Origin of the sequence: Pseudomonas tructae, from assembly GCF_004214895.1 — a bacterium.
GTDB lineage: Bacteria > Pseudomonadota > Gammaproteobacteria > Pseudomonadales > Pseudomonadaceae > Aquipseudomonas > Aquipseudomonas tructae.
The window spans coordinates 597,673-613,921 of record NZ_CP035952.1 but is presented as its reverse complement, the minus strand read 5'-3'; the positions used below and the strand labels follow the sequence as shown (position 1 = coordinate 613,921).

General features: G+C 62.8%; 18 protein-coding genes. 7 read left to right on the top strand and 11 right to left on the bottom strand.

Annotated elements, in window-relative coordinates; genetic code table 11:
- Positions 1 to 3: 3 nt before the first annotated feature.
- Positions 4 to 327: a DUF3392 domain-containing protein gene (locus EXN22_RS02850; protein WP_130262440.1), complete on the top strand. Its 324-nt coding sequence runs from the start codon at positions 4 to 6 to the stop codon at positions 325 to 327.
- A gap of 91 nt (positions 328 to 418) precedes the next feature.
- Here EXN22_RS02850 and trmB read toward each other — a convergent pair whose 3' ends face one another.
- From trmB to EXN22_RS02830, 4 genes are all read right to left on the bottom strand, one after another.
- A complete protein-coding gene (gene trmB, locus EXN22_RS02845) occupies positions 419 to 1,141 on the bottom strand; it encodes a tRNA (guanosine(46)-N7)-methyltransferase TrmB (protein WP_130262438.1) in 723 nt (240 codons plus the stop codon).
- Between the two features lie 9 nt (positions 1,142 to 1,150).
- Positions 1,151 to 1,945 (bottom strand): thiazole synthase, encoded by a 795-nt coding sequence (locus EXN22_RS02840; protein WP_130262436.1) that lies wholly within the window; start codon positions 1,943 to 1,945, stop codon positions 1,151 to 1,153.
- Between the two features lie 48 nt (positions 1,946 to 1,993).
- Entirely contained in the window at positions 1,994 to 2,194 is a 201-nt protein-coding gene (gene thiS, locus EXN22_RS02835; RefSeq protein WP_130262434.1) for a sulfur carrier protein ThiS, read from the bottom strand.
- 101 nt (positions 2,195 to 2,295) lie between these two features.
- Positions 2,296 to 2,667, bottom strand: a complete 372-nt coding sequence (locus EXN22_RS02830; protein ID WP_045193969.1) for a DUF423 domain-containing protein — start codon at positions 2,665 to 2,667, stop codon at positions 2,296 to 2,298.
- Between the two features lie 34 nt (positions 2,668 to 2,701).
- On the opposite strand from EXN22_RS02830, the gene mtgA reads away from it, so the two are divergent.
- Positions 2,702 to 3,460, top strand: coding sequence for a monofunctional biosynthetic peptidoglycan transglycosylase (mtgA, locus tag EXN22_RS02825; protein ID WP_407691941.1), 759 nt, complete (start codon positions 2,702 to 2,704; stop codon positions 3,458 to 3,460).
- A gap of 62 nt (positions 3,461 to 3,522) precedes the next feature.
- Here the strand turns inward: mtgA and EXN22_RS02820 are convergent, their stop codons facing one another.
- The 5 genes from EXN22_RS02820 to ftsY form a co-directional block, all read right to left on the bottom strand.
- Positions 3,523 to 4,032 carry a DUF1993 domain-containing protein gene (locus EXN22_RS02820; protein ID WP_130262432.1) on the bottom strand — a complete coding sequence of 170 codons (510 nt, stop codon included), beginning with the start codon at positions 4,030 to 4,032 and terminating at the stop codon, positions 3,523 to 3,525.
- Between the two features lie 80 nt (positions 4,033 to 4,112).
- Positions 4,113 to 4,967 carry an RNA polymerase sigma factor RpoH gene (rpoH, locus tag EXN22_RS02815; RefSeq protein ID WP_130262430.1) on the bottom strand — a complete coding sequence of 285 codons (855 nt, stop codon included), beginning with the start codon at positions 4,965 to 4,967 and terminating at the stop codon, positions 4,113 to 4,115.
- Between the two features lie 112 nt (positions 4,968 to 5,079).
- On the bottom strand, positions 5,080 to 6,108 hold the full coding sequence (ftsX, locus tag EXN22_RS02810; protein WP_130262428.1) for a permease-like cell division protein FtsX: 1,029 nt from the start codon (positions 6,106 to 6,108) through the stop codon (positions 5,080 to 5,082).
- Positions 6,105 to 6,776, bottom strand: coding sequence for a cell division ATP-binding protein FtsE (ftsE, locus tag EXN22_RS02805; RefSeq protein WP_065757980.1), 672 nt, complete (start codon positions 6,774 to 6,776; stop codon positions 6,105 to 6,107). Before ftsE ends, ftsX begins: the two co-directional genes overlap by 4 nt.
- Positions 6,773 to 8,284 (bottom strand): signal recognition particle-docking protein FtsY, encoded by a 1,512-nt coding sequence (gene ftsY, locus EXN22_RS02800; RefSeq protein WP_130262426.1) that lies wholly within the window; start codon positions 8,282 to 8,284, stop codon positions 6,773 to 6,775. Before ftsY ends, ftsE begins: the two co-directional genes overlap by 4 nt.
- A gap of 230 nt (positions 8,285 to 8,514) precedes the next feature.
- Between ftsY and EXN22_RS02795 the strand changes: the two genes are divergently transcribed.
- The 4 genes from EXN22_RS02795 to EXN22_RS02780 all read left to right on the top strand — a co-directional run bounded on the left by EXN22_RS02795 (position 8,515) and on the right by EXN22_RS02780 (position 13,020).
- A complete protein-coding gene (locus EXN22_RS02795; protein WP_130262424.1) occupies positions 8,515 to 9,870 on the top strand; it encodes a M16 family metallopeptidase in 1,356 nt (451 codons plus the stop codon).
- Positions 9,863 to 11,362 carry a M16 family metallopeptidase gene (locus EXN22_RS02790; RefSeq protein WP_130262422.1) on the top strand — a complete coding sequence of 500 codons (1,500 nt, stop codon included), beginning with the start codon at positions 9,863 to 9,865 and terminating at the stop codon, positions 11,360 to 11,362. Before EXN22_RS02795 ends, EXN22_RS02790 begins: the two co-directional genes overlap by 8 nt.
- Positions 11,362 to 11,955, top strand: a complete 594-nt coding sequence (gene rsmD / locus EXN22_RS02785) for a 16S rRNA (guanine(966)-N(2))-methyltransferase RsmD (protein WP_130262420.1) — start codon at positions 11,362 to 11,364, stop codon at positions 11,953 to 11,955. The genes EXN22_RS02790 and rsmD overlap by 1 nt, the downstream gene beginning before the upstream one ends.
- Before the next feature lie 72 nt (positions 11,956 to 12,027).
- A complete protein-coding gene (locus EXN22_RS02780; RefSeq protein ID WP_130262418.1) occupies positions 12,028 to 13,020 on the top strand; it encodes a hydrolase in 993 nt (330 codons plus the stop codon).
- A 74-nt stretch (positions 13,021 to 13,094) separates the two neighbouring features.
- Here EXN22_RS02780 and EXN22_RS02775 read toward each other — a convergent pair whose 3' ends face one another.
- Entirely contained in the window at positions 13,095 to 13,949 is an 855-nt protein-coding gene (locus EXN22_RS02775) for a sulfurtransferase (protein ID WP_130262416.1), read from the bottom strand.
- Between the two features lie 39 nt (positions 13,950 to 13,988).
- Positions 13,989 to 14,654, bottom strand: a complete 666-nt coding sequence (locus EXN22_RS02770; protein ID WP_130266746.1) for a TetR/AcrR family transcriptional regulator — start codon at positions 14,652 to 14,654, stop codon at positions 13,989 to 13,991.
- Between the two features lie 150 nt (positions 14,655 to 14,804).
- Between EXN22_RS02770 and EXN22_RS02765 the strand changes: the two genes are divergently transcribed.
- Positions 14,805 to 16,238, top strand: coding sequence for a coniferyl aldehyde dehydrogenase (locus tag EXN22_RS02765; RefSeq protein WP_130262414.1), 1,434 nt, complete (start codon positions 14,805 to 14,807; stop codon positions 16,236 to 16,238).
- Positions 16,239 to 16,249: the final 11 nt, after the last annotated feature.

The window sequence follows — 16,249 nt, the reverse complement described above, 5'->3', positions numbered from 1 at the left end:
CGAATGGACCTGGTACTCGACCTGCTCTCGACTGTTTCCCGCTGGAGTCGCAGCAACTTGTCGGAGATTTCCCTGGCCTTGGTGGGCTGTTTGCTGGTGCTGTTTGGCACCGACATCAAAGGTTGGGTCGAACAACGCCTGGGCGGCCTAGCAGGCGCCTTGCGCGTACCGTTCATGGCCGTGTTGGTGATGATCGGTAGTGGTGCGGCGCTGATCTATGCCACGCCGTGGGTCATCAAAGGCCTGGCGCAGTTCAACAACTATGCGTTGGCGCCGGTGTTGCTGATTGTGCTGGTGTTGATCGGCGTAGTCGCTGATCGGCGCTGAATAGCATCGCGGGGCAAGCCCGCTCCCACAGAGCCCAAAACACCTCTGTGGGAGCGGCGGTGCGACGCCTCGACTTGCCCCGCGATAGACCTCAAGCCAGTTTTTCGAACTTCAGATCCCACACCCCATGCCCAAGTCGCTCGCCACGGCGTTCGAACTTGGTGATCGGGCGCTCGGCCGGACGCTCAACGCACTTGCCGTCGGCAGCCAGGTTGCGATAACCCGGGGCAACGTTCATCACTTCCAGCATGTATTCGGCATAGGGCTCCCAGTCGGTCGCCATATGGAACACGCCGCCGACCTTGAGCTTGCTCAGCACCAGGGCTGCGAACTCCGGCTGGACGATGCGACGCTTGTGGTGGCGGCTCTTGTGCCAAGGGTCGGGGAAGAACAGCATCAGCCGGTCGAGGCTGTTGTCAGCCACGCACTTGTTCAGCACTTCGATGGCATCGCAGTCATACACCCGCAGGTTCTTCAGGCCCTGGGTCAGCACGCCATTGAGCAGCGCACCGACACCCGGACGGTGTACTTCGACACCGATGAAGTCCTGCTCGGGGGCGGCAGCGGCCATTTCCAGCAGGGAGTGGCCCATGCCGAAGCCGATCTCCAGGGTACGCGGCGCCGAGCGGCCGAAGACCTGGTCGTAGTCCACCGGGCTGTCAGCCAGGGGCAGGATGAACAACGGCCCACCCTGGTCCAGGCCACGTTGCTGGCCTTCGGTCATGCGCCCGGCGCGCATCACGAAACTCTTGATGCGGCGGTGTTGGCGCTCTTCGCCTTCGGTGGTGCTCGGCGTTTCTTGCGATTCAGTCATCAGGGGCTCTTACTTGATCAGACCATCCAGCGGCGACGAGGCGCTGGCATAGAGTTTTTTCGGCATACGCCCGGCCAGGTAAGCCAGGCGGCCAGCGACAATGGCGTGTTTCATGGCTTCGGCCATCATGATCGGCTGCTGTGCGTGAGCGATCGCCGAGTTCATCAGCACCGCCTCACAGCCCATCTCCATGGCGATGGTGGCATCGGATGCAGTACCGACGCCGGCATCGACCAGCACCGGTACTTTCGACTCTTCGAGGATGATCTGCAGGTTGTACGGGTTGCAGATCCCCAGGCCCGTCCCGATCAGGCCAGCCAGCGGCATTACCGCGATACAGCCGATTTCGCCCAGTTGGCGAGCGATGATCGGGTCGTCGCTGGTGTAGACCATTACGTCAAACCCGTCCTTGACCAGCACTTCGGCGGCCTTGAGGGTCTCGATCACGTTGGGGAACAGGGTCTTCTGGTCGGCCAGTACTTCGAGCTTGACCAGGTTGTGGCCATCGAGCAGTTCACGGGCCAGGCGGCAGGTGCGCACGGCTTCGACCGCATCGAAGCAGCCAGCGGTGTTCGGCAGGATGGTGTAGCGGTCTGGCGGCAGCACGTCGAGCAGGTTCGGTTCGCCCGGGTTCTGGCCGATGTTGGTGCGGCGCACGGCTACCGTGACGATCTCGGCACCCGAGGCCTCGATGGCCAGGCGGGTTTCTTCCAGGTCACGGTACTTGCCGGTGCCGACCAGCAGGCGCGACTGGAAGGTACGACCGGCCAGGGTGAAGGGCTTGTCGCTACGAACATTGCTCATCGGTAATCCTCTTGAAGGTTGAGGGACTTGCAGGTAAATCGCGAAGGCCTAGCCACCGCCAATGGCATGCACCACTTCCACCTGATCGCCTTCGTTCAGCGCGGTGCTGTCGTGCTGGCTGCGCGGCACGATGTCCAGGTTGAGCTCGACCGCCACCCGGCGACCCGCCAGGTCAAGCCGGTTGAGCAGGGCCGCGACGCTTTCGCCATCGGCCACTTCGAAAGGTTCACCGTTCAGTTGAATGCGCATGCGCACGGCCGCCATTATTTTTAGGGGCCCGCATTCTAGCCCTGATCAGGGCGCAAACCCAAGGCCGGGCCGCGCCATTCGTCTCGATCCGGACCCGTGGGTCAGCTCAAGCGCCAGGCTGCAAGGCCCAGGCACAGCCAGCCGCCAAGAAACGCCAGGCCGCCGAAAGGGGTGATGATCCCGAGCTTGCCGATGCCGCTCAGGGTCAGCACATACAGGCTACCGGAAAACAGCAGGATCCCCAGGGTGAACAGACCACCGGCCCAACCGACCAGGCGCCCGGGCAGGTGCACCGAGAGCACGGCAACCGCGAGCAGTGCCAGCGCATGCACCAGCTGGTAGGTGACGCCAGTATGGAAGATCGCCAGGTATTCGCTGCTCAACCGGCCCTTGAGGCCATGGGCCGCGAAGGCGCCCAGGGCCACGCCGGTGAATCCGAAAAACGCCGAAAGCAGCAAAAAACTACGAAGCATTGGGAAGACTCCTAGTCAGCACAGGGTCTGTATAATGGCCCGCTCCATCGGTTCGGCCAAGCCATCACCTATGCTGTCTTCCATTTTCCGTCGCCTCAGCCGAGCCCTGCTGTGGTTTGCCGCAGGTAGCGTCCTGCTGGTGCTGCTGTTTCGCTGGGTACCGCCGCCTGGCACTGCGCTGATGGCCGAGCGCAAGGTCGAGTCCTGGTTCAACGGCCAGCCCATTGACCTGCAACGGGACTGGGAGCCATGGGAGCGGATCTCCGATGAACTCAAAGTGGCGGTGATTGCTGGCGAAGACCAGAAGTTCGCCAACCACTGGGGCTTTGACTTCAATGCCATCCAGGCAGCATTGGCCCACAACGAACGCGGTGGCAGCATCCGCGGCGCCAGTACCCTCAGCCAGCAAGTGGCCAAGAACCAGTTCCTCTGGGCTGGTCGCAGTTGGCTGCGCAAGGGCCTGGAAGCCTGGTTCACCGGGCTGATCGAGCTGTTGTGGCCCAAAGAGCGGATTCTCGAGGTCTATCTCAACAGTGCAGAATGGGGCGAAGGCGTGTTCGGCGCGCAGGCGGCGGCGCGGCACCACTTCGGCGTAGATGCCAGCCAGTTGTCGCGCCAGCAGGCCAGCCTGCTGGCCGCCGTCCTGCCCAGCCCGTTGCGGTGGAGCGCCAGCCAGCCCAGTAGCTATGTAGCACGGCGTGCCGGCTGGATTCGCCAGCAGATGCGCCAGTTGGGCGGCAACAGCTACCTGGCTCAGCTGGACAGCCCGCGCCGGGCGCCCTGGAACCAATAAAAAACCCGACAAGGTGCACACCTTGCCGGGTTTTATTGTTTGCTGATTACTGGGTAAACGCCTTAGAAAGCACCCATGTAGTCACGTTTGCCTACTTCTACACCGTTGTGACGCAGGATTGCGTAAGTGGTGGTTACGTGGAAGAAGAACTGCGGCAGACCGTAGGTCAGCAAATAAGCCTGGCCACTGAAGCGTTTCTCTTTGGGCGTGCCCGGACGGGTCACGATTTCAATGCCTTCCTTACCGTCGATCTGGGCTGGCGCAATGCCGTCCAGGAAAGCCAGCACCTTACCGATCAGCGCTTGCAGTTCAGCAAAGGTGGTTTCGCTGTCATCGTATTTCGGCAACTCGACCTCAGCCAAGCGCGCCGATACCCCCTTGGCGAAATCAACAGCGATCTGCACCTGGCGAACCAGTGGGAACATATCCGGATACAGGCGCGCCTGGAGGAAAACGCTCGGATCAATGTTTTTCGCCGTAGCGTGAGCTTCGGCCTTGTTCAGCACATCACTCAGGGCGTTGAGCATTTGCTTGAAGACAGGAACAGAAGCGGCGTACAAGGAAATGGTCATAGCAGTCTCGACAGGGGTGGCGGAGAATCATGAAAAAGCCCCGACACGTCGGGGCTTTTTGGTTATTGCCGTATTGCGACTCAGACGGCGATCAAGGCTTTGACCTTGTTCATCGCATTCTTTTCCAACTGGCGAATCCGCTCGGCGGACACGCTGTATTTCTCGGCCAGGTCATGCAAGGTGGCCTTTTCCTCGGCCAGCCAACGCTGGTAGAGGATATCGCGACTACGGTCATCCAGGCCTTGCAGGGCTTCGTGCAGGTTGCTGGTGGAGTTGTCACTCCAGTCGGCATCCTCCAGTTGACGCGCAGGGTCGTACCGGTGGTCTTCCAGGTAGTTGGCCGGTGACTGGAATGCACTGTCGTCGTCGGCTTCACTGGCCGGGTCGAAGGCCATGTCCTGACCGGTCAGGCGGCTCTCCATTTCACGCACTTCACGTGGCTCGACACCCAGGCTCTCGGCGACTCGATGTACTTCTTCGTTGTTCAGCCAGGCCAGGCGTTTTTTCTGGCTGCGCAGGTTGAAGAACAGTTTGCGCTGGGCCTTGGTGGTGGCCACCTTGACGATGCGCCAGTTGCGCAGGATGAACTCGTGAATCTCGGCCTTGATCCAGTGCACCGCAAAGGACACCAGGCGCACGCCCATTTCCGGGTTGAAGCGCTTGACCGCTTTCATCAGACCGACATTGCCTTCCTGGATCAGGTCGGCCTGGGCCAGCCCGTAGCCGGAATAGCTGCGCGCGATGTGTACAACAAAACGCAGGTGGGCGAGCACCATCTGCCGAGCTGCCTCAAGATTCTGCTCATAGTAGAGACTCTCGGCCAGTTCACGCTCCTGCTCGGGCGTCAGCAATGGAATGCTGTTGACCGTGTGCACATAGGCTTCCAGGTTTGCACCGGGAACCAGGGCATAGGCAGGTTGCAACGAAGTGGTCATACGAAAAAACCTCCGACTCACTAAACTCGTGCCATAGGCACTGCCAACATTGACCGGGAACCGCGAAACAAGTTCCCTAAAAATGAAAAGAGTCAATACCAGCAAAAAGACACTATCGCGGTGCAAGCTCGCTCAAGTGGCGGGCGACCGCAATCCAAGCACCGATATACCCTAACAATACCGCTCCAAGCAAGAGGGACAGACCATCAGCTGACGGAACCCCGGCCAGGGCAAAATCACTGCCATACAGCCCGGAAAGCCCGATTACCGCGTCATTCAGCCAGTTCAGGCCAAACGCCAGTACCCCCCAGGCCAACACCCCCGCACCCAGGCCATACAAGGCCCCCATGTACAGGAAAGGCCGGCGTACATAGCTGTCGGTGCCACCAACCAGCTTGATCACCTCGATTTCGGTACGCCGGTTCTCGATGTGCAGGCGAATTGTGTTACCAATTACCAAAAGCAGTGCAGACACCAGCAAAACGGTCAAACCAAACACAAACCGGTCACCCAGTTTGAGGATCGCCGCCAGGCGCTCGACCCACACCAGGTCCAGTTGAGCAGCTTCAACCCTGGGCAGTTCGGCCAGGCGCTGGCGCAAGGCTTCCAACGCCGGTTTGTCGACTTCTGCCGGGGTCACCACAATCACGCCAGGCAGCGGGTTCTCCGGCAGTTCGCGCAAGGCTTCACCCAGGCCCGACTGCTGCTGGAACTCGTTGAGGGCCTGCTCGCGGCTGACATACTCGGCCTCGGCAACGCCCGGCAGGCCTTTGATCTGATCGCGCAAGGCCTCGCCTTCATGGCTGCTGGCATCGAGCTTCAAGTACAGCGAAATCTGCGCCGCGCGCTGCCACGAGCCACCCAGGCGCTCGACGTTGCTCAGCAACAGCGACAAGCCCATCGGCAGGCTCAAGGCCACGGCCATCACCAGGCAGGTAAAGAAGCTGCCGATCGGCTGCTTGCCCAGGCGCCGCAGGCTATCGACCAGGCTCGAGCGGTGGCTTTCCAGCCAGGCGTGCAACAGGGTACGGAAATCCGGGCCGTCATCATCGTGACCACCGCGTTTTTTCTTCTCAGGTCCAGGGTCAGCGGCTTTGGGCGCTACCCGCTCGGAAACCTTGGGACTGCGTGTCGCACTCATTGCCCGGCCTCCCCATCGCCGATCAAGCGGCCGCGCTGCAGGGTCAGCATGCGATGGCGCATGCGCGCGATCAGTGCCAGGTCGTGACTGGCGATCAGCACGCTGGTGCCCAAGCGGTTGATATCTTCGAAAACACCCATGATCTCCGCAGCCAGGCGCGGGTCGAGGTTACCGGTAGGTTCGTCCGCCAGCAGCAAGGCCGGACGGTGGACGATGGCGCGGGCAATGCCGACGCGCTGTTGCTGGCCGGTGGACAGGTCGCCGGGGTACAGCTCGGCCTTGTCCGACAGGGCCACGCGCTCAAGCGCCGAGTCGACCCGCTTGGCCACTTCGACCTTGGACAGGCCGAGGATCTGCAGCGGCAGGGCAACGTTGTTGAAAACCGTGCGATCGAACAGCAACTGGTGGTTCTGGAACACCACACCGATCTGCCGACGCAGGAACGGAATCTGCGCGTTGCTGATCTGTCCCAAATCCTGCCCGGCCAACAGCAACTTGCCGCTGGTAGGACGTTCCATGGCCAGCAGCAGGCGCAGCAAGGTACTTTTACCGGCGCCGGAATGGCCGGTCACGAACAGGAATTCGCCCCGACGCACCCGAAAACTCAACTCATGCAGGCCAACGTGGCCATTGGGGTAGCGCTTGGCGACCTGTTCGAATCGAATCATGGGTGCTCCCGCTCGGCAAACAGTGCTTTCACGAAGGGTTCGGCTTCGAAGGTACGCAGATCGTCAATGCCTTCACCCACGCCAATATAGCGGATCGGCAGGCCGAACTGCTTGGCCAGGGCAAAGATCACCCCGCCCTTGGCGGTGCCATCGAGCTTGGTCAGGGCCAGGCCGGTCAGTTCGACGCTCTGGTTGAAATGCTTGGCCTGGTTGATGGCGTTCTGGCCGGTACCGGCATCGAGCACCAGCAACACCTCATGAGGTGCGTCGGCATCGAGCTTGCCGATCACCCGACGGACTTTCTTCAGCTCTTCCATCAGGTTGTCTTTAGTGTGCAGGCGACCCGCGGTGTCGGCGATCAGCACGTCGACATTACGGGCCTTGGCGGCCTGCACGGCGTCGAAGATCACCGAGGCCGAATCGGCACCGGTGTGCTGGGCGATGACCGGGATCTGGTTGCGCTCGCCCCACACTTGCAGTTGCTCGACCGCCGCCGCACGGAAGGTGTCGCCAGCGGCGAGCATGACCTTCTTGCCTTCAAGCTGCAGTTTTTTTGCCAGCTTGCCGATGGTGGTGGTCTTGCCGGCGCCGTTGACGCCGACCACAAGGATCACGAACGGCTTGCCTTGGTTGTGGATGCGCAGCGGCTGCTCGACCGGCTTGAGCAGGTCGGCCAGCTCGCCTTGCAGCGACTGGTACAGGGCGTCGCTGTCGGCCAGTTGCTTGCGCGCGACCTTCTGGGTCAGGCTCTGGACGATCACCGAAGTGGCTTCAACGCCAACGTCAGCGGTCAGCAGGCGGGTTTCAATTTCATCGAGCAGGTCGTCATCGATGGCCTTCTTGCCCAGGAACAGGCTGGCCATGCCCTCGCCGATGCTGGCGCTAGTCTTGCTCAGGCCCTGTTTGAGGCGGGCGAAGAAACCAGCCTTGCTCTCTTCGCTACGCACCGGCTCGGCAGGTTCGGCCGCAACTGGCTCGATAACCGGGGCAGGTGCTTCAACCGCTGCAAGTACAGGTGCGGGCTCAGGCACGACCACAGGCTCGGGAACTATAACGGGCGCTTGCTCGGGAGCAGGCTCTGGTTCGGCAAGCGGCTCTGGTTCAGGCGCAATCTGTACAGGCTCAGGCTCGTTGACCGGCACAGGCTCCTGACGCGGCGGGATCGGCGGCGGCGTATGCGGCTCAAGGTCGGCAACCAGGGCTACCGGCTCTTCAGGCACAGGCAGCACCAGGCCGACGGACGGTTCGGACTGGACCTCGACTGGCGCGGCAACTGGCGCAGCGGCAACGGGCTCTGGCGCGGCAACCGCGGCAGGCACAACCTCAACCGCAGCGACGGTAGCAGGAGCCTCGGCAGGCAGCCCGGCAGGTTGCTGCGTTTCAACCGGAGCAGGGGCTTGTGGCTGTTCGGCTACAGGTTGCTGGGGCTTTTTGCGCAGCCAGCCGAACAGGCCTTTCTTTTCACCAGCCGCAGCCGGCGTCTTTTTGTCGTCGTTGGAACCAAACATGGAAGACGGCTATCTCAGGGTAGCGATGCGCCACTGCGGCGCTTCGTAAATTCTTTTAACGCAGAACAGTCTACTTTTAGTCCGGCTCGTTCTTGCGCAGTATTTTGACATCAAGCCTTCGGGCTGGATCCATGACAGGCATGGTCCTCAGGCAACCGGATCAGTATCCTAGCACCTCCAAGCCCGCCGACGCTAAGACCACGCGGGCAGTCCTACAGGTTAAACAACGTATGAATGCTCTAGCCCGCCGCGCCGCTGGCCTGTTGCTCAGCACAGTTTGTCTGCCGTTCGCGGCCTTTGCCGCCGATACGCAACCCACCCACGAGTTCATTCTCGACAACGGCCTGAAAGTGGTCGTACGCGAGGATCACCGGGCGCCGGTGGTGGTCTCGCAGATCTGGTACAAGGTCGGTTCGACCTACGAGTCCCCCGGCCAGACCGGCCTTTCCCATGCCCTGGAACACATGATGTTCAAGGGCAGCGAAAAGCTTGGCCCCGGCGAAGCCTCGCGCATCCTGCGTGACCTGGGCGCCGAAGAGAACGCCTTCACCAGCGACGATTACACCGCCTATTACCAGGTGCTGGCCCGCGACCGCCTGCCGGTGGCGCTGGAGCTTGAAGCCGACCGCATGGCCAGCCTGCGCCTGCCGGCCGACGAGTTCAGCCGCGAAATCGAGGTGATCAAGGAAGAACGCCGCCTGCGCACCGACGATCAACCCAACGCCAAGGCCTTCGAGCTGTTCAGCGCCATGGCCTTCCCGGCCAGCAGCTACCGTACCCCGACCATCGGCTGGATGGCCGACCTTGACCGCATGAAGGTCGAGGAGCTGCGTCACTGGTACGAATCCTGGTACGTGCCGAACAACGCCACCCTGGTGGTGGTCGGCGATGTCACCGTCGATGAGGTCAAGGGCCTGGCCCAGCGTTTCTTCGGCGCCATCCCGAAACGCGCGGTGCCACCGGCCAAGCTGCCGCTGGAACTGGCCGAGCCGGGCCTGCGGGAAACCAACCTGCACGTGCAAACCCAGCTGCCGAGCCTGATCTACGGCTTCAACGTCCCGGGCCTGGCCACCGCCAAGGACCCACGCAGCGTACACGCCCTGCGGCTGATCTCGGCTCTGCTCGACGGCGGCTACAGCGCGCGCCTGCCAAGCCGCCTGGAACGCGGCCAGGAGCTGGTCTCCGGCGCTTCGTCCAGCTACAACCCGTTCACCCGCGGCGATAGCCTGTTCCTGGTCTCGGCCACGCCGAACCTGCAGAAACACAAGACCCTGGCCGATGTCGAAGGCGGTATCTGGAAGCTGCTCGAAGAGCTCAAGACCACCCCGCCTTCGGCTGAAGAGCTTGAGCGCGTGCGCGCCCAGGTCATCGCCGGGCTGGTCTACGACCGCGACTCCATCAGCAGCCAGGCCACCGCCATCGGCCAGCTGGAAACCGTCGGCCTGTCGTGGAAGCTGATCGACAGCGAGCTGGACGAGCTGAAAAGCGTCACTCCGGCGGACATCCAGAACGCCGCCCGCACCTACTTCACCCATGAACGCCTGAGCGTTGCCCACGTACTGCCCGAGGAGAACGCTCATGAGTGAACGCAGCGCACCCCGCTACACCCTGATCGGCCTGGGCCTGCTGTTGCTGATCGGCCTGCTGGCATTCTTCCTGGCCAAGCCTGCGCAGTCCGATAACGCCGCGCAACCGGCCACCAGCACTGCCGCCAAACCGGCCAACACCTTGCAATCGCTGGCAGAACTGGACGGCAAGGCACCAAGCCGCCGGCAATTGAACATCCAGACCTGGAACACCGCCGAAGGCGCACGCGTGCTGTTTGTCGAGGCACGCGAGCTGCCAATGTTCGACCTGCGCCTGACCTTCGCCGCCGGTAGCAGCCAGGACGGTGATGCCCTGGGCCTGGCAACCCTGACCAACGCCATGCTCAACGAAGGCGTGGCCGGCAAGGATGTCACCGCCATCGCCGAAGGTTTCGAAGGCCTGGGCGCCGATTTTGGCAACGGCGCCTACCGCGACATGGCCGTGGCCTCGCTGCGCAGCCTGAGCGCCGCCGACAAGCGTGAGCCGGCGCTCAAGCTGTTCGCCGAAGTGGTCGGCAAACCAACCTTCCCGCAAGACGCCCTGGCGCGTATCAAGAACCAGATGCAGGCCGGCTTCGAGTACCAGAAGCAGAACCCGGGCAAACTGGCCGGCATCGAGCTGTTCGAGCGCCTGTACGGCACCCACCCCTATGCCCACCCGAGTGACGGCACCGCCAAAAGCATCCCGCCGATCACCCTGGAGCAACTGCGCGCCTTCCACGCCAAGGCCTATGCCGCCGGCAACACGGTGATCGCCCTGGTCGGTGACTTGAGCCGCAGCGATGCCCAAGCCATTGCCGCGCAAGTCTCCGCGGCCCTGCCCAAAGGCCCGGCCCTGGCCAAGGTGGCACAGCCAAGCGAACCCAAGGCCGGTGCCACCCACATCGATTTTGCCTCCAAGCAGACCCACCTGATGCTCGCGCAACTGGGCATCGACCGTAATGATCCGGACTACGCCGCGCTGTCGCTGGGCAACCAGATCCTTGGCGGTGGTACCTTCGGAACCCGCCTGATGAGCGAAGTGCGCGAGAAACGCGGCCTGACCTACGGCGTGTACTCGGTGTTCAGCCCGATGCAGGTGCGTGGCCCGTTCATGATCAACCTGCAGACCCGTGCCGAGCTCAGCGAGGGCACCCTCAAGCTGGTCCAGGACATCCTCGCCGACTACCTCAAGAGCGGCCCGACCCAGCAGGAACTGGACGACGCCAAGCGTGAACTGGCCGGCAGCTTCCCGCTGTCCAACGCCAGTAACGCCAGCATCGTCGGCCAGTTGGGCGCCATCGGCTTCTACAACCTGCCACTGACCTGGCTGGAAGACTACATGCAGCAGTCCCAGGCGCTGACCACTGAACAGGTCAAGGCCGCGCTGAACAAACACCTGGCCGCTGACAAGATGGTCATCGTCACCGCCGGGCCCAGCGTGCCGCAAAAGCCACTGCCGCCGCCCACTGACAAACCCGCCGAGCAGCCGCTTGGCGTACCGGAGCATTAATGGCCAGTCCATCCGCAAAACCGGCCAAGCCGCACCACGGCCAGGGCCACCTGCGCATCATCGCCGGCGAATGGCGCAGCCGTCGCCTGAGTTTCCCTGACGCACCGGGCCTGCGCCCGACCCCGGACCGGGTCCGGGAGACCCTGTTCAACTGGCTTGCGCCGCACATCGCCGGGGCCAAGGTGCTCGACGCCTACACCGGCAGCGGTGCGCTGTACCTCGAAGCGCTGTCCCGAGGCGCCGGTGACTCGGTGGCCCTGGACAGCAACCCGGCAGCCATCGCCAGCCTGCGGCAGAACCTGGAAACCCTGCGCTGCCCCCGCGGCCAGGTGATCCAGACCGACGCCCAGCGCTACCTGCAAGGCGAGCCGAAGCTGGCCTTCGACCTGGTGTTCCTCGATCCGCCGTTCAACCAGGATCTGCTGACCAGCACCTGCGCACTCCTCGAAGAGCGCCGGTGGCTGGCCGAAAACGCCTGGATCTACACCGAAAGCGAAACCCCACCCTCGACCCTGCAGTTGCCCGGCAACTGGCGCCTGCACCGGGAGAAAAAGGCCGGCCAGGTGTACTACGCCCTCTGGCAGCGCGGCTGACACGCAGCAAAAAAGCGCAACGGGCATTACACTTCAAAGCAACTGTTGCGCTTTTTTACCGAGATACCTGCGATGTCCTCTGCCCCGTCCAGCCCCTTCAAACCCGCCCTGGGGCTGGGCAACCCGCATATGCAGACGCTGTGGGGGCCTTTGTGGCGCAGGTCAGCGGCCTTGAGCCGTCAGCGCGAGCGCCTGTGGCTGGCCGATGGCGATTTTCTCGACCTCGACTGGCACGGTCCCCATGAAGCGACAACGCCGGTTGTGCTGGTGCTGCACGGGCTCACCGGCTCCTCCAGCTCACCCTACGTCGTCGGCTTGCAACAGGCCCTGGCCAACTGCGGCTGGAGCAGCGTGGCGCTGAACTGGCGCGGCTGCTCGGGCGAGCCCAACCTGCTGCCACGCAGCTACCATTCCGGCGCCAGCGAAGACCTGGCCGAAACCATCGACCACCTGCGCGCACAGCGCCCGCAAGCACCGTTGTACGCTGTGGGTTACTCGCTGGGCGGCAATGTGCTGCTCAAGCATCTGGGCGAATCGGGCTCGGCCAGCCAGTTGCAGGCGGCCGTGGCGGTCTCGGTGCCGTTTCGCCTGGACCATTGCGCCGACCGCATCGGCCTTGGGTTTTCCCGGGTGTACCAGGCGCATTTCATGCGCGCCATGCTCGCCTATGTGAAAGACAAGCAGCGCCATTTCCAGCACCACGGCCATGATGAAGGCCTGGCCGCGCTGGAGCGCCTGGGGCCACTGGAGAACCTGCGCACGTTCTGGGATTTCGATGGCCGGGTCACCGCGCCACTCAATGGCTTTGCCGATGCCAAGGATTACTACCGGCGGGCATCGAGCCGTTATTTTCTCGGCGAGAACCGCACACCGACGCTGATCATCCACTCCAGCGACGACCCGTTCGTGTTTGCTCACAGCCTACCGGCCGCCAATGAGCTGGCGGCGCAGACCACCTTCGAGCTGCACGCGAGGGGCGGGCATGTGGGGTTTGTCGATGGCAGTGTGCGCAATCCGGGGTATTACCTGGAGCGGCGAATTCCGCAGTGGCTGGCTGACTTCTAGGGCCTCATCGCGGGGCAAGCCCGCTCCCACAGAAGATGGGTCCTTGTGGGAGCGGGCTTGCCCCGCGATGCTTCTCAGTCGCCCGTGGCCACCTTGCGCGTGGGGTCGGTAATCCACTCACTCCACGACCCCGCATACAGCTTGCCCAAGGGATAACCCGCCAGTGCCAGGGCAAACAGGTTATGACAGGCCGTCACACCGGAACCGCAATACGCTACCAGGTGCTCTGGCGAACGCTGGGCCAGCTTCTGGGCAAAGCGCTGCTTGAGCTGCTCGGCTGGCAAAAACCGCCCATCGGCGCCCAGATTGTCGGTAAAGGCAGCACATTGCGCACCGGGGATATGCCCGGCCACCGGGTCGATCGGCTCGACCTCGCCGCGAAAACGCGGCAGGCCACGGGCGTCGATCAAGGTCAGCTCGGGTTCGCCCAGGCGCTCGCCCAACTGGGTGGCATCCAGCACCAGACTGTCATCCGGCTCACCACTGAAACTGCCTTCGCGTTTACCAGGCGGGTCGAGGCTCAGCGGCAGCCCGGCCGCGTGCCAGGCCTTGAGGCCGCCATCGAGGATCGCAACGTCGCTGCGCTTGCCCAGCCAGGCCAGCAGCCACCAGGCTCGGGCGGCGAAGGCGCCCGGGCCATCGTCGTACAGTACGATCTCACTGTCGTTGTCGATGCCCCAGGCGCGCAACCGCTCGATCAGATGCTCCGCAGCCGGCAACGGATGCCGCCCGGTCACGCCCTTGATGATCGGCCCACTCAGATCGCGCTCCAGGTCGGCAAAATGCGCACCGGCGATATGCCCCTCGGCGTAGCTGCGCTGACCATAATCGACGTCCTCCAGGGCAAAGCGGCAATCGAGAATCACCTGCTTGGGCGCCTCCAGGCGTTCGGCCAATTGCTGGGCGGTGATCAGTTGCGCGAGGGGCATGACAGTCTCCTGAACGATTGAACGGTTAAGGCCCGGGCCTTATTGCTCCAGTGCCTGGTTAAGCGAAACGTAGAACTCCTGGCACAAGGCATCCACCGCAGGGCGGGCCTTGGCGGTGACGAAGCCAAGCTCCAGCACCAATACCTGATAGACACCGCGCTTGAAGGCTTCTTCACTCAAGTGCGCGGAATTTTCGCGAGTGGTGCAAAGAAAACGAACCCATGAGGTCAGCACGATCCAGGCATTGAGGGTCAACGACTCGATCTGCACCTCGTCCATTTCAACGATATCGGCCTCGACAAAGCCGCGGTAGATCGCCTGGCCTTGCAGCAGGCAGCGCTGGGAAAAACGCCGGTAGCGGGCGGCCAGTTCCTTGTCGCTGTCGAGCAGGTGCTCAAGGTCGCGGTGCAAAAAGCGGTAGTTCCACATCGCCGCCAGCAGGGCCTTGAGGTAAAAACGCTTGTCCTCGACCGTGGCCAGGCGGCCATGGGGCGGGCGCAGGAAGCTTTCCACCAGCTCTTCATACTGGGTGAAGAGCACGGCGATGATTTCCTGCTTGTTGGCGAAGTGGTAGTACAGGTTGCCGGGCGATATCTCCATGTGCGCGGCAATGTGGTTGGTGCTGACACTGCGCTCGCCTTGCTGGTTGAACAGCTCAAGGCTGTTCTGCACGATGCGCTCGCGGGTCTTGATACGCGGGGCCATGATCAGCTCCAGGTGTTGAGCTTGAATGAATGGGTCCATCTTACGGTGTATCCACACCGGTATGTACCCGCAGGCACTGTGAAAAACAGTCGCACGGGACCGATATTAGAGTATATGCTCTATAAACCCTGCCTTGCCGTGGAGTTTCGCATGCTCGCCGACGCTACCCGCCCCTTGCCGCTCACCGAGTTCGACGACCTCAATGGCCTGTTTGCCCGCCAGCGTCAGGCTTTTGCCGGTAACCCGATGCCGCTGGTCGCGCAACGCCTGCAATGGCTCAAGAGTTTGCGCAGTGCGCTGCTCGCCCAGCAGCAGGGCTTGATCGCCGCCATCAACAAGGACTTCAGCGGGCGCAGCGCCGACGAAACCCTGCTGGCTGAACTGATGCCGAGCATTCAAGGCCTGCGCCATGCCGAAAAGCACCTCAAACAGTGGATGAAAGCCTCGAAACGCACGGTCGGCCTGGCTTTCCAGCCGGCTAGCGCGCAGGTGCAATACCAACCGCTGGGCGTGGTCGGCATCATCGTGCCGTGGAACTACCCGCTGTTTCTCGCCATTGGTCCGCTGACCTGCGCTCTGGCTGCGGGCAATCGGGTGATGCTCAAGCTCAGTGAGGCCACGCCAGCCACCGGCCAGTTGCTCAAGCAATTGCTCGGCCAGGTCTTCCCTGAGGACCTGGTCAGCGTGGTACTGGGCGAAGCCGACGTTGCCCAGGCTTTCTCGCGCCTGCCGTTCGATCACCTGCTGTTCACCGGGGCCACCAGCGTCGGCCGCCAGGTGATGCTGGCCGCAGCAGAAAACCTGACCCCGGTGACCCTGGAACTGGGCGGCAAGTCTCCGGCGATCGTCTCTGCCAGCGTGCCACTGGCCGACGCGGCCGAACGCATCGCCTTCGGCAAGACCCTCAATGCCGGCCAGACCTGCGTGGCGCCTGACTACGTGCTGGTACCGCGCGAGCGCCTGGATGACTTCGCCAATGCCTACCAAAGCGTGGTCCGGCGCTTTTATCCGACCCTGGCCGACAACCCCGACTACAGCGCAATCATCAACCCGCGCCACCTGGCCCGGCTGCAGAGCTACCTCGACGATGCCCGCAGCAAGGGCGCCGAAATCATTGACCTGTATCCGCAAGAGCCGCGTCAGGGCCGGCGTCTGCCGCCGCACCTGCTGCTCAAGGTCAGTGACGACATGCGCGTGATGCAGGACGAGATCTTTGGCCCGCTGCTGCCGCTGGTGCCCTACGACTCCCTCGATCAGGCGCTGACCTACATCAATCAACGTCCGCGCCCACTGGCCCTTTATTACTTTGGCTACGAGCGCAGCGAGCAGCAGCACGTGCTTGAACACACCCACTCTGGCGGTGTGTGCCTCAACGACACCCTGCTGCATGTCGCCCAGGACGATCTGCCGTTCGGCGGTATCGGCCCGTCGGGCATGGGCCACTATCACGGCCATGAAGGCTTCCTGACCTTCAGCAAGGCCAAGGCGGTGTTCGCCAAGCAGCGCTTGAATGCCGCGCGCCTGATCTACCCGCCCTACGGCAAGTCGCTGCTCAAGCTGGTGTACAAGCTGTTCATTCGCTGAACAACCACCTA

What these genes read in the sequence shown, in the direction of transcription:
- ftsX (WP_130262428.1), bottom strand. Translation starts at nt 6,108, where the DNA reads ATGAGTGCGACACGCAGTCCCAAGGTTTCCGAGCGGGTAGCGCCCAAA.
- mtgA (WP_407691941.1), top strand. Translation starts at nt 2,702, where the DNA reads ATGGCCCGCTCCATCGGTTCGGCCAAGCCATCACCTATGCTGTCTTCC.
- ftsY (WP_130262426.1), bottom strand. Translation starts at nt 8,284, where the DNA reads ATGTTTGGTTCCAACGACGACAAAAAGACGCCGGCTGCGGCTGGTGAA.
- EXN22_RS02765 (WP_130262414.1), top strand. Translation starts at nt 14,805, where the DNA reads ATGCTCGCCGACGCTACCCGCCCCTTGCCGCTCACCGAGTTCGACGAC.
- EXN22_RS02795 (WP_130262424.1), top strand. Translation starts at nt 8,515, where the DNA reads ATGAATGCTCTAGCCCGCCGCGCCGCTGGCCTGTTGCTCAGCACAGTT.
- EXN22_RS02780 (WP_130262418.1), top strand. Translation starts at nt 12,028, where the DNA reads ATGTCCTCTGCCCCGTCCAGCCCCTTCAAACCCGCCCTGGGGCTGGGC.
- EXN22_RS02830 (WP_045193969.1), bottom strand. Translation starts at nt 2,667, where the DNA reads ATGCTTCGTAGTTTTTTGCTGCTTTCGGCGTTTTTCGGATTCACCGGC.
- EXN22_RS02820 (WP_130262432.1), bottom strand. Translation starts at nt 4,032, where the DNA reads ATGACCATTTCCTTGTACGCCGCTTCTGTTCCTGTCTTCAAGCAAATG.
- EXN22_RS02775 (WP_130262416.1), bottom strand. Translation starts at nt 13,949, where the DNA reads ATGCCCCTCGCGCAACTGATCACCGCCCAGCAATTGGCCGAACGCCTG.
- trmB (WP_130262438.1), bottom strand. Translation starts at nt 1,141, where the DNA reads ATGACTGAATCGCAAGAAACGCCGAGCACCACCGAAGGCGAAGAGCGC.
- rsmD (WP_130262420.1), top strand. Translation starts at nt 11,362, where the DNA reads ATGGCCAGTCCATCCGCAAAACCGGCCAAGCCGCACCACGGCCAGGGC.
- EXN22_RS02790 (WP_130262422.1), top strand. Translation starts at nt 9,863, where the DNA reads ATGAGTGAACGCAGCGCACCCCGCTACACCCTGATCGGCCTGGGCCTG.
- rpoH (WP_130262430.1), bottom strand. Translation starts at nt 4,967, where the DNA reads ATGACCACTTCGTTGCAACCTGCCTATGCCCTGGTTCCCGGTGCAAAC.
- EXN22_RS02850 (WP_130262440.1), top strand. Translation starts at nt 4, where the DNA reads ATGGACCTGGTACTCGACCTGCTCTCGACTGTTTCCCGCTGGAGTCGC.
- ftsE (WP_065757980.1), bottom strand. Translation starts at nt 6,776, where the DNA reads ATGATTCGATTCGAACAGGTCGCCAAGCGCTACCCCAATGGCCACGTT.
- EXN22_RS02840 (WP_130262436.1), bottom strand. Translation starts at nt 1,945, where the DNA reads ATGAGCAATGTTCGTAGCGACAAGCCCTTCACCCTGGCCGGTCGTACC.
- thiS (WP_130262434.1), bottom strand. Translation starts at nt 2,194, where the DNA reads ATGCGCATTCAACTGAACGGTGAACCTTTCGAAGTGGCCGATGGCGAA.
- EXN22_RS02770 (WP_130266746.1), bottom strand. Translation starts at nt 14,654, where the DNA reads ATGGCCCCGCGTATCAAGACCCGCGAGCGCATCGTGCAGAACAGCCTT.